Source organism: Falsirhodobacter halotolerans (genome assembly GCF_022899245.1).
GTDB lineage: Bacteria > Pseudomonadota > Alphaproteobacteria > Rhodobacterales > Rhodobacteraceae > Falsirhodobacter > Falsirhodobacter halotolerans.
The window spans coordinates 252286-265076 of sequence record NZ_JALJAZ010000001.1 but is presented as its reverse complement, the minus strand read 5'-3'; the positions used below and the strand labels follow the sequence as shown (position 1 = coordinate 265076).

17 protein-coding genes are annotated in these 12791 nt (G+C 66.2%); 1 reads left to right on the top strand and 16 read right to left on the bottom strand.

Annotated features, from left to right (window positions below):
* Positions 1 to 18: 18 nt before the first annotated feature.
* The 6 genes from MU449_RS01365 to MU449_RS01340 are packed head-to-tail and all read right to left on the bottom strand — an operon-like array spanning position 19 to position 4050.
* Positions 19 to 285: an HPr family phosphocarrier protein gene (locus tag MU449_RS01365; protein ID WP_425309783.1), complete on the bottom strand. Its 267-nt coding sequence runs from the start codon at positions 283 to 285 to the stop codon at positions 19 to 21.
* On the bottom strand, positions 285 to 683 hold the full coding sequence (locus MU449_RS01360; protein ID WP_244736206.1) for a PTS sugar transporter subunit IIA: 399 nt from the start codon (positions 681 to 683) through the stop codon (positions 285 to 287). Before MU449_RS01360 ends, MU449_RS01365 begins: the two co-directional genes overlap by 1 nt.
* Positions 680 to 1600 (bottom strand): RNase adapter RapZ, encoded by a 921-nt coding sequence (rapZ, locus tag MU449_RS01355; protein ID WP_244736205.1) that lies wholly within the window; start codon positions 1598 to 1600, stop codon positions 680 to 682. The genes MU449_RS01360 and rapZ overlap by 4 nt, the downstream gene beginning before the upstream one ends.
* Positions 1597 to 2004, bottom strand: a complete 408-nt coding sequence (locus MU449_RS01350) for an HPr kinase/phosphorylase (RefSeq protein ID WP_244736204.1) — start codon at positions 2002 to 2004, stop codon at positions 1597 to 1599. The genes rapZ and MU449_RS01350 overlap by 4 nt, the downstream gene beginning before the upstream one ends.
* The gene (locus tag MU449_RS01345; protein WP_244736203.1) at positions 2001 to 3350 is read right to left on the bottom strand and encodes a HAMP domain-containing sensor histidine kinase; all 1350 of its coding nucleotides are present in this window, start codon (positions 3348 to 3350) and stop codon (positions 2001 to 2003) included. Before MU449_RS01345 ends, MU449_RS01350 begins: the two co-directional genes overlap by 4 nt.
* A gap of 4 nt (positions 3351 to 3354) precedes the next feature.
* Entirely contained in the window at positions 3355 to 4050 is a 696-nt protein-coding gene (locus tag MU449_RS01340) for a response regulator transcription factor (protein ID WP_244736202.1), read from the bottom strand.
* Positions 4051 to 4388: 338 nt separating this feature from the next.
* On the opposite strand from MU449_RS01340, the gene MU449_RS01335 reads away from it, so the two are divergent.
* The gene (locus tag MU449_RS01335; RefSeq protein WP_244736201.1) at positions 4389 to 5987 is read left to right on the top strand and encodes a phosphoenolpyruvate carboxykinase; all 1599 of its coding nucleotides are present in this window, start codon (positions 4389 to 4391) and stop codon (positions 5985 to 5987) included.
* A gap of 45 nt (positions 5988 to 6032) precedes the next feature.
* Here MU449_RS01335 and MU449_RS01330 read toward each other — a convergent pair whose 3' ends face one another.
* The 10 genes from MU449_RS01330 to MU449_RS01285 are packed head-to-tail and all read right to left on the bottom strand — an operon-like array spanning position 6033 to position 12783.
* Entirely contained in the window at positions 6033 to 6797 is a 765-nt protein-coding gene (locus MU449_RS01330) for a sulfite exporter TauE/SafE family protein (protein WP_244736200.1), read from the bottom strand.
* A 22-nt stretch (positions 6798 to 6819) separates the two neighbouring features.
* Complete coding sequence (gene recO / locus MU449_RS01325) at positions 6820 to 7545, bottom strand: DNA repair protein RecO (protein WP_244736199.1); 726 nt, start codon at positions 7543 to 7545, stop codon at positions 6820 to 6822.
* A gap of 6 nt (positions 7546 to 7551) precedes the next feature.
* Complete coding sequence (locus MU449_RS01320) at positions 7552 to 7887, bottom strand: DUF1491 family protein (RefSeq protein WP_244736198.1); 336 nt, start codon at positions 7885 to 7887, stop codon at positions 7552 to 7554.
* Entirely contained in the window at positions 7884 to 8789 is a 906-nt protein-coding gene (era, locus tag MU449_RS01315) for a GTPase Era (RefSeq protein WP_244736197.1), read from the bottom strand. The genes MU449_RS01320 and era overlap by 4 nt, the downstream gene beginning before the upstream one ends.
* Positions 8786 to 9472, bottom strand: coding sequence for a ribonuclease III (rnc, locus tag MU449_RS01310; protein ID WP_244736196.1), 687 nt, complete (start codon positions 9470 to 9472; stop codon positions 8786 to 8788). The genes era and rnc overlap by 4 nt, the downstream gene beginning before the upstream one ends.
* Positions 9469 to 10266: a signal peptidase I gene (gene lepB / locus MU449_RS01305; RefSeq protein ID WP_244736195.1), complete on the bottom strand. Its 798-nt coding sequence runs from the start codon at positions 10264 to 10266 to the stop codon at positions 9469 to 9471. The genes rnc and lepB overlap by 4 nt, the downstream gene beginning before the upstream one ends.
* A gap of 49 nt (positions 10267 to 10315) precedes the next feature.
* A complete protein-coding gene (gene acpS, locus MU449_RS01300; protein WP_244736194.1) occupies positions 10316 to 10729 on the bottom strand; it encodes a holo-ACP synthase in 414 nt (137 codons plus the stop codon).
* Positions 10726 to 11460 (bottom strand): pyridoxine 5'-phosphate synthase, encoded by a 735-nt coding sequence (locus MU449_RS01295; protein ID WP_244736193.1) that lies wholly within the window; start codon positions 11458 to 11460, stop codon positions 10726 to 10728. The genes acpS and MU449_RS01295 overlap by 4 nt, the downstream gene beginning before the upstream one ends.
* Before the next feature lies 1 nt (position 11461).
* The gene (locus MU449_RS01290; RefSeq protein WP_244736192.1) at positions 11462 to 12100 is read right to left on the bottom strand and encodes a DUF2062 domain-containing protein; all 639 of its coding nucleotides are present in this window, start codon (positions 12098 to 12100) and stop codon (positions 11462 to 11464) included.
* A gap of 59 nt (positions 12101 to 12159) precedes the next feature.
* The gene (locus tag MU449_RS01285) at positions 12160 to 12783 is read right to left on the bottom strand and encodes a DUF2062 domain-containing protein (RefSeq protein WP_244736191.1); all 624 of its coding nucleotides are present in this window, start codon (positions 12781 to 12783) and stop codon (positions 12160 to 12162) included.
* Positions 12784 to 12791: the final 8 nt, after the last annotated feature.

Below are 12791 nucleotides of genomic sequence, written 5' to 3'. Positions count from 1 at the left end.
GGCGGGGACACCCGCCCTTCACATATCCTCGCCGAAGCGGTCGGCGACCAGCGCCGCCAACGCATCGGCCAGCGCGTCGGCCTGCGGCCCGCTCGTCGCCACCTCGATCTCGGTCCCGCGCGAGGCGGCGAGCATCAAAAGCCCCATGATCGAATCGCCCGACACGTCCATCCCGTCCTTGGACACGGTCGCCTCGGCGTCGAACGCCTCCACCACCTCCACGAAGCGGGCCGAGGCGCGGGCGTGCAGCCCCTTCACGTTCACGATCGTCAAACGTCGGGCCATCAGGTCGTCGCTTCCCCAAGATCCAGAGAGTTGATGTATTTGCGCCCCGCATCCAGCGCCAGCGCGACCGCATCCCCCACCGGAAGATCGCGCGATTTGGCAAGCTTGATCAGCATGGGCAGGTTCGCGCCATAGACGATCCGCCGCCCCCGCGCCATGCAGGCCGGAAGCGACAGGTTCGAGGGCGACCCGCCGAACATGTCCGTCACGACCACCACGCCGCCGCCGGTATCCACGGTTTCCGCCGCCGCGCAGATCTCGGCCTGCTTGGCGCTGCGGTCGTGATCATCCTCGATGGAAATGGCCGTCATCGACGGCTGTTTGCCCACGACATGTTCGACCGCCGAGAGATACTCGCGCGCCAAGCCTCCATGTGCCACGATCACGATGCCGATCACGCGTTCATCCCATGTCCGGGCGCCTTGTGCGCCGCGCTTCGTTCCAGTTCACGATGGCGTCTTGCCACCGGCCAACCCCCTTGCGCAAGCGCGTCGGCCAACATTTCCACCATCGCAACCGATCGGTGTTGCCCGCCGGTGCATCCGAAGGCCACCGTCGCATGGGCCTTGCCCTCATCCCGTTGGGCGGGCAGCAGGAACAGGACCAGATCGCGGACGCGGGTGAAGAACTCCTCAAACCGCGGATCGTTTCGGATATGGTCCACCACCGCCGCGTCCCGACCGTCCATCTCGCGCAGGGCGGGCACCCAGTGGGGGTTGTTCAGGAAGCGGCAATCGAACACCAGATCCACCCCGCGCGGCACCCCCCGTTTATAGGAAAAGGACTGGAGCGAGACGGTCATCCGCGCCCCCTCGCCCGTGCCATACCACGATGCGATCTCGGCCTTCAGATCGTGGGGGGACATGTCGGTGGTGTCGATCAGGTGATCGGCCCGCGCCCGCACGGGGGACAAAAGATCGACCTCGCGTCCGATCGCGTCCGCCGGGGCCTGCCCCAGGGGATGGCGGCGGCGGGTCTGGTTGTAGCGGCGGATCAGTTCGTCCGCCGAACAATCGACATAGAGCACATCCAGCGCCACCGCCGGATTGCGGGTCAGCCGGTCGATCAGCTCGATCAGGGCGGTCGCGTTGAAATCGCGGTTGCGCACGTCCAGCCCCAGCGCCAGCGGCCCGACCGAGGCCCCTTCGATCAGGCGCGGCACCAGCGACAGCGGGAGGTTGTCGATCACCTCGAACCCGATATCTTCAAGCGCGTTGATCGCGGTGGACCGGCCAGCCCCCGACGGGCCGGTGACCAGCACCAGATCGTGACCGTTGGCCTGATTGGCCGCTGTGATCGGCGCCGTCTCGCTCACCTGTATCGCCCGCACTTGAGATATTGGAGGATCGAACCAGCAAGGTGATCCCGCCCCGCGCCGGGCACAAGGGGCAATTGGATGCCAAGCACGGAGGTGTGACCCATATGCGGCAGGCGTTGCGTTTCGGCGCGCCCCAGATCCACGGCCAGCCCCACGGCGGCGGGCGCATAATCGGCGCGCAGGAGGCCCACGCCGCGCGCCTCGATCAACCCGGCAAGGGCGGCGGGCGCATCGGCGTGCAGGGTATCCCCCTCGCGCCGAACCTCGGTCCGGTCGTCGGCGATCAGGGTCGCGCCAAAGGCCATGAGAGCCAACGCCAGCGTCGATTTGCCGCTGCCCGACGGCCCGAGGATCAACACCCCCCGCCCCTGCCACGCGACCGAGGAGGCGTGCAGGATCACGCGGGAAGCCCCACCACGAACCGCGCGCCATCCGGCGGTGCTTCCGGCGCATCCTCGGGGCGGATGTTCTCGGCCCAGATCACGCCGCGATGCGCCTCAACGATCTGGCGGGCGATGGACAGGCCAAGGCCGGAATGGTTGCCGAAATCATCCTCCGGCCGTTCGGAGTAGAAGCGGGTGAAGATCTTCGCCATCGCGTCGTCCGGGATGCCCGGCCCCATATCCTCCACCACGACCAGCGCGCGATTGCCCCGCTGGCGCGCCCACAGCTTGACCGTGTCGCCCGGCCTGGAAAACGACACGGCGTTGGAGATGAGGTTCACGAACACCTGCGCCAAACGCGCCTCCAGCCCCTGCACCACGATGGGCGCGTCGGGCAGGTCCAGCGCGAACCGCACGTTCCGCTCCTCGGCATGATGGGTCAGATGGCTCGACAGCCCCGCCAACATCGCGCCCAGGTCGATCGGCCCCTCCGCCTCCTTCACCAGTTCGGTATCAAGGCGGGAGGCGTTGGAGATGTCGGTCACCAGCCGGTCCATGCGGCGCACGTCATGGTCGATGATGTCCAGAAGCGTCGCCCGCTGATCGTCGCGCGCGATGCGCAGCGTATCCACCGCCGACCGCATGGAGGCGAGCGGATTGCGCAATTCATGCGCGACATCGGCGGCGAATCGTTCGTTGGCGTCGATCCGGTCGTAAAGGGCGTCCACCATGCCGCGCATGGCGTCCGACAGATGTCCGATCTCATCGGGGCGGTCGGTCAGGTCGGGGATGGCGATGCGCCCTTGCGGGGCGGCCCCCCGGCGCCGCGCGGCCGCCGCAAGGTCGCGCAGCGGCCGCGCGATCATCACCGCCAGCAGCAGGCTGAGACCGATGGACAGAAAAATCGCCGTCCCCGCTGCCACGGCCAGACGCCGCGTTTCGCGCCCTGCGATCGCATCGGCCACGCTGGCCGATTCGCACAGCCGCACGAACCCGCCATCGGGCAACGCCGCCTCGACCCCCAGGGCCGTGCAGTCAGGGCCGGCATCGGGCGCGTCCGCCCCCGGCAATGTCCGCCCCGCCATCTGCGCCCGGACCTGTCCATCCGTGCCGAAGACCGTCACCACCTGCCCCGCGCGCGGCGAGACGGGGTCCAGCGTTCCGTCCTCGGCAAAGGTCAGCGCGGTCAGCCGGACCTGCATCTGCAACATCTCGATCCGCATGTCATAGACCATGCCCCGCGTCGGGTTCAGCACCAGCATCGCGCCAAGGATCACCCCCAGCGACAGCAGGTTGAACCCCACGATGCGCCACACCAGCCGCGAGGCGCACCACCCCCGGCACCATCGCCGAACCCGCCCCATTCCCTCAGATCTCGTTGTAACGGTAGCCGATGCCATACAGGGTCTCGATCGCGCAGAAGTCCGTGTCGGCCAGCCGCAGTTTCTTGCGCAGCCGCTTGATGTGACTGTCGATGGTCCGATCATCGACATGCACCTCGTCCTGATAGGCGACCTTCATCAACTGGTCACGCGTTTTCACATGGCCCGGATGTTCGGCCAAAGCCCCCAGAAGCAGGAATTCGGTCACGGTCAACCCGATCTCCTGCCCTCGCCACGTCACGGCATGGCGCTGCAGGTCCATGCGCAACTGCCCGCGTTCCAGCATCTGCGCAGGGCCCGAGGCCGCCGCCCCGCCCCGCGCCTGCTGGCGGCGCAGCAGGACGCGGATGCGTTCCACCAGCAGCCGCTGCGAAAAGGGTTTGCGCATGTAATCGTCCGCGCCCATCCGCAGGCCCAGAATCTCGTCGATCTCATCATCCTTGGAGGTCAGGAACACGACCGGAATCTCGCTCGATTGGCGCAGACGCTGCAACAGGTCCATCCCGTCCATGCGGGGCATCTTGATGTCCAGAACCGCCAGATCGGGCATCCGGCGGGCGAAGGCATCCAGCGCGCTTTGCCCGTCGGTGAAGGTATCGACGTCGAACCCCTCCGCCTCCAGGGTCATGCCAACCGATGTCAGGATGTTCCTGTCATCATCCACAAGGGCGATACGCGGCATGGGCAGGGTCTTTCCGGAAGGTCTGAAATCGTTAACGCAGGTTCCTCCTTCTTCCACTGTGCAGAATCACTTACAACTGGGAATTACGGGGACATGCCGGATTTCCGCGATGCACCGGAACCGCGCGGCAAGGATCCGCACATGCGGAATGTGGTTGCGCTAAACCTGCTCATGATTGCGCTAACGCGTTGATCGGAGGGTATTCTCGGATGATTTCTGCGTGTTATATGTAAAATTGTTACGCGTGGGGAGGTCTGCGCGTCACCGGCATCCGCCCGACCGGATGCCGAATTTTTTTCGGGTAGCAAATGCCGCCATGCGGCATCGGGAGCTTGCATATGACCATCGGACGCGTGAATCCGGCACAGAAGTTGGAAGATCAGGGCATCGCCGGGCTGGGCACCGTCCATTACAACCTGAACGAACCCGCGCTGATGCAGGCCGCGGTCGCGCGCGGCGAAGGCCAGATCGGTCAGGGCGGCGCGTTTCTGGTGACCACCGGCGCCTATACCGGCCGTTCGCCCAAGGACAAGCATGTCGTGCGCACCAAGGACGTGGAAGACACGATCTGGTGGGACAACAACACCGCCATGGCGCCGAACGCGTTCGACCGCCTTTACGACGACATGCTGGCGCATATGAAGGGCCGCGACTATTTCGTGCAGGACCTCTATGCCGGGGCCGACCCAACGCACCGGCTGGATGTGCGCGTCGTGACCGAACTGGCCTGGCACAACCTGTTCATCCGCCACCTTCTGCGCCGCCCCGAGCGGTCGGAGCTGGACGGCTTCACCCCCGAATTCACCATCATCAACTGCCCCAGCTTCAAGGCCGACCCCGCCCGGCACGGCTGCCGCACCGACACGGTCATCGCCCTGAACTTCGAACGGAAGCTGATCCTGATCGGCGGCACCGAATATGCGGGCGAGAACAAGAAATCGGTCTTCACGCTGCTGAACTACATCCTGCCGGAAAAGGGCGTGATGCCGATGCACTGCTCGGCCAACCACGCCGTCGGCAATCCGGTGGACACGGCGGTGTTCTTCGGGCTGTCGGGCACGGGGAAAACCACGCTCTCGGCCGATCCGTCGCGGGTTCTGATCGGCGATGACGAACACGGCTGGTCCGATCGCGGCACCTTCAATTTCGAAGGCGGCTGCTATGCGAAAACGATCAACCTGTCGGCCGAGGCCGAGCCCGAAATCTACGCCACCACGCATAAATTCGGCACGGTCATCGAAAACATGGTCTTCGATGCCGACACGCTCGAACTCGACTTCGAGGATTCGAGCCTGACCGAGAACATGCGCTGCGCCTATCCGCTGAACTACATCTCCAACGCGTCGGAAGACGGGTTGGGCGGCCATCCGAAAAACGTCATCCTGCTGACCTGCGACGCCTATGGCGTGCTGCCCCCCATCGCGCGACTGACGCCGGCACAGGCGATGTATCACTTCCTGTCGGGCTTCACCTCCAAAACACCGGGGACGGAGCGGGGCGTGGTGGAGCCGGTTCCCACCTTCTCCACCTGCTTCGGCGCGCCCTTCATGCCGCGCCGCCCCGAGGTCTATGGCAAGCTGCTTCAGGAAAAGATCGCCCAGCACGGCGCGTCCTGCTGGCTGGTGAACACCGGCTGGACCGGCGGGGCCTTCGGCACGGGCAAGCGGATGCCGATCAAGGCCACCCGCGCCCTGCTGACAGCCGCACTCGATGGATCGCTGGACGGGATGCAGTTCCGCAAGGATCCGAACTTCGGGTTCGAGGTGCCGGTCTCCGTGCCGGGCGTCGATGCGCAGCTTCTGGATCCGCGCGCGACCTGGGCCGATCCGGCCGCCTATGACGCGCAGGCCAAGAAGCTGGTCGGCATGTTCGCCGACAACTTTGCGCAATACGTGCCCTATATCGACGCCGACGTGAAAGCGGCCGCGATCGGCTGATCAACTGAGCGGAATGCGGAAAGGGCGGCCCATGGGCCGCCCTTTTCACATCACCGCCTGCCGGATCAGGTTCAGGCCGGTGATCACCAATAGCACCTGCGTCCACCGGCGGAACCGCGCCTGATCCAGCCGGTCGTGAATGCGATAGCCCCAGATCATCCCCAGAAACGCCGCTGGTATCAGCGCAGCCGAAAACAGCAGCCGTTCCCCCCCCAGCACACCCGTGGTCAGGTGCGCGACCAGAAGAACGACCCCGCCCATCAGGAACACCACGCCCTGAATGCGCATGTTCAACGATTTCGGAATGTCGGTGGACAGAAGATAGATGATCAGCGGCGGCCCCCATATCCCCGAAATCCCGCCATAAAGACCGGCCACGATCCCAAGCCCCCATTCCGCCCGCCGCTGATGCCGCAAGGCAAACCCCAAGGGCACCCCGGCCAATTGCAATCCGGCATAGAGCGTGACAGGCACCCCCAGAAGCAGCAGGAACAGGACGGGCGGAATATCCGCGGCAAACGGGGCCGAGACGAAGATGAAGATCACCGTCACCAGAATGAACCGCCAGACCGACCGCCCCGCCTGCAACGCGGGCCTTAGCCCCTCGCGCAGGGATTGATGGATGTTGGTGGACAGGACCGGCAAGATCAGCCCGGCCAGGGCATATTCCGGCGGCAAGAAGGCCGTGAACAGCGACATCATGACCAGGGGCATCGCAAAGCCGATGGCGCCCTTCACCACACCCGCAAAAACCGTGACGACCATCGCCGCCCAGAACGCCTCGGCCGGCAGTCCGAAAATCTGATCCATGCTCTGTCCCCCTCTGGGGCCCTCAGTCTGCCTGTCGCGGCGAAGATGCAAGCCGGGTCAAACGGTCCACCAACCGGGCCCGCGCCTCGGGCAGGTCGCGGGGGGCGAATGCGCGCGTCAGGAAATGGGCCGTCAGCCGGAACCCGTCGGTCAGATGCGGCGGCGCGGCCGGTCCTTGGCCCAGCAGCGTCGGCGGCAAGGGCAGCAGCCGGTCCGCCCATTCGCCCGCCGCCCCCCGCGCCACCGCCCGCCCCGTGCGCGGACTGACGAACGCCAGATCGTCATGCGATCCGGTGACGGCGCAGCGCGACAGATCCAGCGCAAAGCCCATCTCCTCCAGCAGGCGCAGTTCCCACCGCAGATAGTCGGCGCCGAACCCCTCCGTCCCCAGACCGTCCAGAAGCTGCATCGTGCGGTGCCACAGGGCGGGGTGGGCCTCCCGCTCGGGCAGGGCCAGATGCAGCATGGCGCAGGCCGCGTTCAGGCCGGCCAGCGCCAGACGATCCTCCAGCACCACACGCGGGCGCAGGGGTTCGACGGCAAAGGTGCCCAGCTGGTCGTCCAGCCGCGCCCGCCAGGTCACATCCAGCTGATGCCCCGGCTGCAGGGTGGCCGCCATCCGGCGCGAGGCGCCGCCATGCACCAGCCCCGCGTGACGGCCATGCGCCGCCGTGAACACCTCGATGATCGCGGCGCTTTCCCCATGCCTGCGCACGGACAAAAGCACCCCCTCGTCCCGCCATTCCATGACGTATCAAGTATCGGAAAGACCGTCTTCGTCCAGTAGGGTCCGACCCTGACGATCCTCGATCTCGATCACCCACAGATCGGGGTCGAAGCCGCGCTGGCGGGCGATGGCAGCGTCCACCTCCGGCTCCGCTCCTTCGGCCAGCGAAACCCAAGCCCGTTCGCCGGTCATCAGATCGAAACTGCGCTGAAAGGCGCGGGCCTGCCCGTCCAGCGTGGCGCATTTCACCAGAACCGCGCCGGCGGTGGCGTCCCCCTTGGCGGTGACGAAGGCCGGAATGTCCGCCAGCCGCAACCGCGTCAGATAGGCGCGGACCCAGAAATCGGCGGTCAGACGGGTCAATTCCCGTCCTTGAAATCCAAGCCCATCTCGGAATACCGCTCAGGCTCTTCCAGCCAGTTGGGGCGCACCTTCACCTGCAAAAACAGATGGGCGGGACGGCCGATGAATTCGGTGATATCCACCCGCGCCGCCTGCCCCACGGATTTGATCGTCTCGCCCTTGTTGCCCAGAACGATGCCCTTGTGGCCATCGCGGGCGACATAGACGATCTGGTCGATGCGGGTGGAGCCGTCCTTGCGGTCCTCCCACTTCTCCGTCTCCACCGTCAGCTGATAGGGCAGTTCTTCATGCAGGCGCAGGGTCAGCTTCTCGCGCGTGATTTCGGCGGCAATGACCCGCATCGGCAGATCGGCGATCTGATCCTCGGGATAAAACCATTCGCCTTCCGGCAGTTGCCCCGCCAGCCATTCCTTCAGCGCGGGCACGCCATATCCCTTCTCGGCCGATATCATGAAGGTTTCCACGAACGGAAACGCGGCGTTCAACTCTTGCGTCAGGGCCAGAAGCGATTCGGCCTTCACCCGGTCGATCTTGTTGATCGCCAGCGCCACCTTCATGCCCTGCGGCACCCGGTCCTTCAGCGAATCAATGATGGCGGCGGCCCCGTCCGTCAGGCCGCGATGCGCCTCGACCAGAAGCACGATCAGATCGGCGTCGGCGGCCCCGCCCCAGGCGGCGGCGACCATCGCCCGGTCCAGACGACGGCGCGGGCGGAACAGGCCGGGCGTGTCCACGAACACGATCTGCGCGTCCCCCTCCATCGCCACGCCGCGGATGCGGGCGCGCGTCGTCTGCACCTTATGCGTGACGATAGAGACCTTGGCCCCCACCATGCGGTTCAAAAGCGTGGATTTGCCCGCATTCGGCTCTCCGATCAGGGCGACGAAACCGGCGCGTGTCATTCTTGATCCTCCATCCGCGCCAGAAGCGCCTTGGCCGCCACCTGTTCGGCGGCGCGTTTCGTGCGGGCCGATGCCCGTTCCGTCTCGCCCGAATCAAGGCGCACTTCGACAACGAAAATCGGTTCGTGATCCGGCCCCGACCGGTCGCATTCGACATAGCGGGGGGGCTGCTGCCCACGCCCCTGCGCCCATTCCTGCAGCGCGGTCTTGGCGTCGCGGGTCGTGGCCTCGGCCTTGGCGATCCGGTCGCCCCACAGGCGCAGGACCATGTCGCGCGCCACCTCGAACCCCGCATCCAGATAGACGGCGGCGATCACCGCCTCCATCGCATCGCCCAGAAGTGCCTCTTTCCGCCGCCCGCCCGACATCATCTCGGACCGGCCCAGCTTCAACGCGTCGCCCACGCCCGTTTCCCGCGCCACGGCCGCGCAGGTTTCCTTGCGCACCAGCGCGTTGAAGCGGGGGGCCAACTGCCCTTCGGCGGCCTGCGCATCGGCGCGGAACAGCGCCTCGGCCATGGTCAGGCCCAGCACACGGTCGCCCAGAAACTCCAACCGCTCGTTCGAGGCGCGGGTGGGAGAGGAGATGGACGAATGCGTCAGCGCCCGGACCAGAAGTTCCGGGCGCTTGAACTCATGCCCCAGCCGGACGGACAGGGCGCGGAGATCGGCAGAGACCTTCACTCCACCGCCTTGAAGAAACGATCGGCCCGCCAGGTCCAGAAGTAGAAGAGCGACCGCCCGGCGGAGGAGAAGATGATCCGGTCCGCGCGCCCCACCAGATATTCGGCCGGCACCATGCCCACACCGCCGACGGCTTGGCTGAAGCGGCTGTCCTCGGAATTGTCGCGGTTGTCGCCCATGAAGAAATAATGCCCCGGCGGAACGGTCATTTCCTGCGTGTTGTCGGCGAACCCGTTGTCGTCGATGTTCAGAACGTCATGCGACACGCCGTTCGGCAGCGTTTCGGTAAAGCGTGACAGGGTGCAGACGCCCCCCTCGCCCACGGGCGCGTTTTCGCACCGCGGATACTGACCCAAAGGTCCCTGACGTTCATAGATCTCCTCGAACGTGCCGTCGGGCACTTGAGGGACGGGTTGGCCGTTCAGGATCAGCTGCCCGTTGCGCATCTGCACCGTATCGCCGGGCAGGCCGATCAGACGCTTGATGAAATCGGTGTTGTTCACCGGATGGCGGAAGACGACCACATCGCCCCGCTCCGGCGCGCGTTCGAAGACGCGGCCCGAGATCGGGCACATGGCGAAGGGGCAGGAATACTTGGAATAGCCATAGGCCATCTTGTTCACGAACAGAAAGTCGCCCACCAGCAGCGTGTCCTTCATCGACCCGGACGGAATCCAGAACGGCTGAAAGAACAGCGTGCGGAAGATGCCCGCGATCAGAAGGGCCCAGACGATCGTCTTGATCGTCTCGGCGATGCCGCCCTTGGCTTCGGTGGTCTTCTTCTTTGCGAACATGGATTGCCCCTTCGTGACCGACACCTCATGCGCGGGGGGCGCGGATATGTCAAGTTTCAGGGATGTGAAGCGGCCGCGCCTCGATCACGACAAAGGCCTGCGCCCAAGGGTGATCGTCGGTCAGCGTCACATGCACCACCGCCGCGTGGCCCGGGGGCGTCATGGCGGCCAACCGCTCCGCCGCCCATCCGGTCAGGTGCATCACCGGCTGGCCGGTGGGCAGGTTGCTGACCGCCATGTCCTTCCAGGCGATGCCCATGCGCAATCCGGTGCCCAGCGCCTTGGAACAGGCCTCCTTCGCCGCCCAGCGCTTGGCATAGGTGCCGGGCGTGTCCAGTCGGCGTTCGGCCTTGGCCTGTTCGATATCCGTGAACACGCGGTTGCGGAACCGGTCGCCGTGCCGCTCCAGCACACGGGCGATCCGGTCGATATTCGCCAGATCGGTGCCGATCCCAAGGATCACCGCGCCGCCTCCATATGGCGGCGCATCTCCTCGATCGCGGGGGCCAGACCGCGAAAGATCGCCTCGCCGATCAGGAAATGGCCGATATTCAGCTCCATCACCTGCGGAAAGGCGGCGACCGCCCCCACCGTGTCATAGGACAGGCCATGGCCCGCATGAACCTCCAGCCCCAGATCGTGGGCCAGGGCCGCGCCTTGGGCCAGCGCGGACAGCTCCACCTCCGCCTCGGCCCCGCGCCCCTCGGCCATCAGGTCGCAGTAATGCCCCGTGTGCAGTTCGACCACCGCCGCACCGATCCTGGCCGAAGCTTCGATCTGACGCGCTTCGTGCCCGATGAACATGGACACCCGCGCGCCCGCCTCGCGCAGGGGGGCGATGAAATCGGCCAGACGCGCGGCGTCGCCCGCCACGTCAAGCCCGCCCTCGGTCGTCCGCTCCTCGCGCCGTTCGGGCACCAGGCAGACGGCATGGGGGCGGTGGCGCAGCGCGATGGCCTGCATCTCGGCCGTGGCCGCCATCTCGAAGTTCAGGGGGATGCGCAGCGCCGCCATCAGCGCGTCGATATCGGCGTCGCGGATGTGGCGGCGGTCTTCGCGCAGATGGGCGGTGATGCCGTCGGCGCCCGCCGCCTCCACCAGCAGGGCCGCGCGCACCGGATCGGGCAGCGCCCCGCCGCGCGCGTTCCGCACGGTCGCCACGTGGTCGATGTTCACCCCAAGACGCAACGCCATCCTAACCCCCGTCCTTCATTGCCCGCTTGCGGGCCAGTTCCTCGCTTCTGTCGCGAAGGCGGGCCACACGCAAGGCGCGATAGGCACGCACCAGCGACAGCACGGTGACATAGGCCCCCGTCCCCGCGATCAGCCCCAGGATCGTGCCGCCCAGCAGATAGGGCAGATAGATCCGTTCGAAAAAGATATGCAGGCTCAGCCACCGCATCTCGCGGTCGGTGACCAGCGCCAGCACGTTATGGCCCAGTTCTGATGCGGCAGAGCCGAAAAAGGCCACGATCTGCCAGGCGGGCAGACCATCGTTCAGCCCCAGAAGATGCTGGCCCAGCCCCACGCCCGACACGGCCAGAAACGGGACCGTCAGCGGGTTCTGCACGAAGGAGGCGACGACGGCGGCGAACAGGTTGCCCCGGATCAGCAGGGCCAACGCCATCGCGATGACGTAGTCATGAAACAGATACGGACCGAAGGCCGCGAAGACGCCGCAGAACACCCCGCGCGCCACCCGCTGGGGTTCGTCCGGCAGGCGCACGACGCGGTGCCACAGATAGGACCATGCCCGCCGGAACCCCCCTTGCGGCCAGACCGTGCGGCGCACCCGTTGCCGGAATGTCAGTGTTTCGCGACGTTTGAAGATCACCCTCGACTCCTTCCATCAAGGGATACGAGGCGCCGCGCCCCCGCACAAGACCGGCCCGGTCATTCCTTGGGGGACAGGCGCGCCAGGCGGCGTTCTTCGGCCTTGGCCGCCCGCAGCACCTGATAGGCGCGCACAAGGGGCACGCACAGGGCATAGAACAGCGCGCTGACGACCAGCCCGGGCAGGATCCCCCCGACGAGATAGGGGATATAGACCTCGTGCATGAAGCTGCCCATCTCGTTCCAATGGACGGTCTCGGGGGTGAACATGGCGCAGATGTTGTCCCACAGCTCGGTCCCCGCATCGCCGAAGGCGGCCCCGATTTCCGACAGGTCGAAATCCCGCCCCCGCCCAAGCATCCAATGGCCCAGGCCGACCGAGGTGATGGCGATGATCGGCGTCGTCACCGGATTGCCGACGAACGTGCCCAGCAGCGCCGCAAGGATGTTGCCGCGAATGGCCCAGGCGATCAGGACCGCACCGATGAAATGCAGCCCGAAGAACGGCGTGAAGCTGATGAACACCCCCGCCGCGAACCCCCGCGCCACGCGGGACGGATCGTCGGGCAGACGGCGCATGCGGTGCAGGACATACTGGATGGCCCGGCGAAAGCCGCCACGGGGGTAGATCAGTTCGCGCGCCCAAGCGGCCGTCGTGCGCCGCTCGCGCCGTCGAAAGACCATGTCACACC

What these genes read in the sequence shown, in the direction of transcription:
- MU449_RS01365 (WP_425309783.1), bottom strand. Translation starts at nt 285, where the DNA reads ATGGCCCGACGTTTGACGATCGTGAACGTGAAGGGGCTGCACGCCCGC.
- MU449_RS01345 (WP_244736203.1), bottom strand. Translation starts at nt 3,350, where the DNA reads ATGGGGCGGGTTCGGCGATGGTGCCGGGGGTGGTGCGCCTCGCGGCTG.
- MU449_RS01340 (WP_244736202.1), bottom strand. Translation starts at nt 4,050, where the DNA reads ATGCCGCGTATCGCCCTTGTGGATGATGACAGGAACATCCTGACATCG.
- MU449_RS01335 (WP_244736201.1), top strand. Translation starts at nt 4,389, where the DNA reads ATGACCATCGGACGCGTGAATCCGGCACAGAAGTTGGAAGATCAGGGC.
- MU449_RS01330 (WP_244736200.1), bottom strand. Translation starts at nt 6,797, where the DNA reads ATGGATCAGATTTTCGGACTGCCGGCCGAGGCGTTCTGGGCGGCGATG.
- recO (WP_244736199.1), bottom strand. Translation starts at nt 7,545, where the DNA reads ATGGAATGGCGGGACGAGGGGGTGCTTTTGTCCGTGCGCAGGCATGGG.
- era (WP_244736197.1), bottom strand. Translation starts at nt 8,789, where the DNA reads ATGACACGCGCCGGTTTCGTCGCCCTGATCGGAGAGCCGAATGCGGGC.
- lepB (WP_244736195.1), bottom strand. Translation starts at nt 10,266, where the DNA reads ATGTTCGCAAAGAAGAAGACCACCGAAGCCAAGGGCGGCATCGCCGAG.
- MU449_RS01295 (WP_244736193.1), bottom strand. Translation starts at nt 11,460, where the DNA reads ATGGCGTTGCGTCTTGGGGTGAACATCGACCACGTGGCGACCGTGCGG.
- MU449_RS01285 (WP_244736191.1), bottom strand. Translation starts at nt 12,783, where the DNA reads ATGGTCTTTCGACGGCGCGAGCGGCGCACGACGGCCGCTTGGGCGCGC.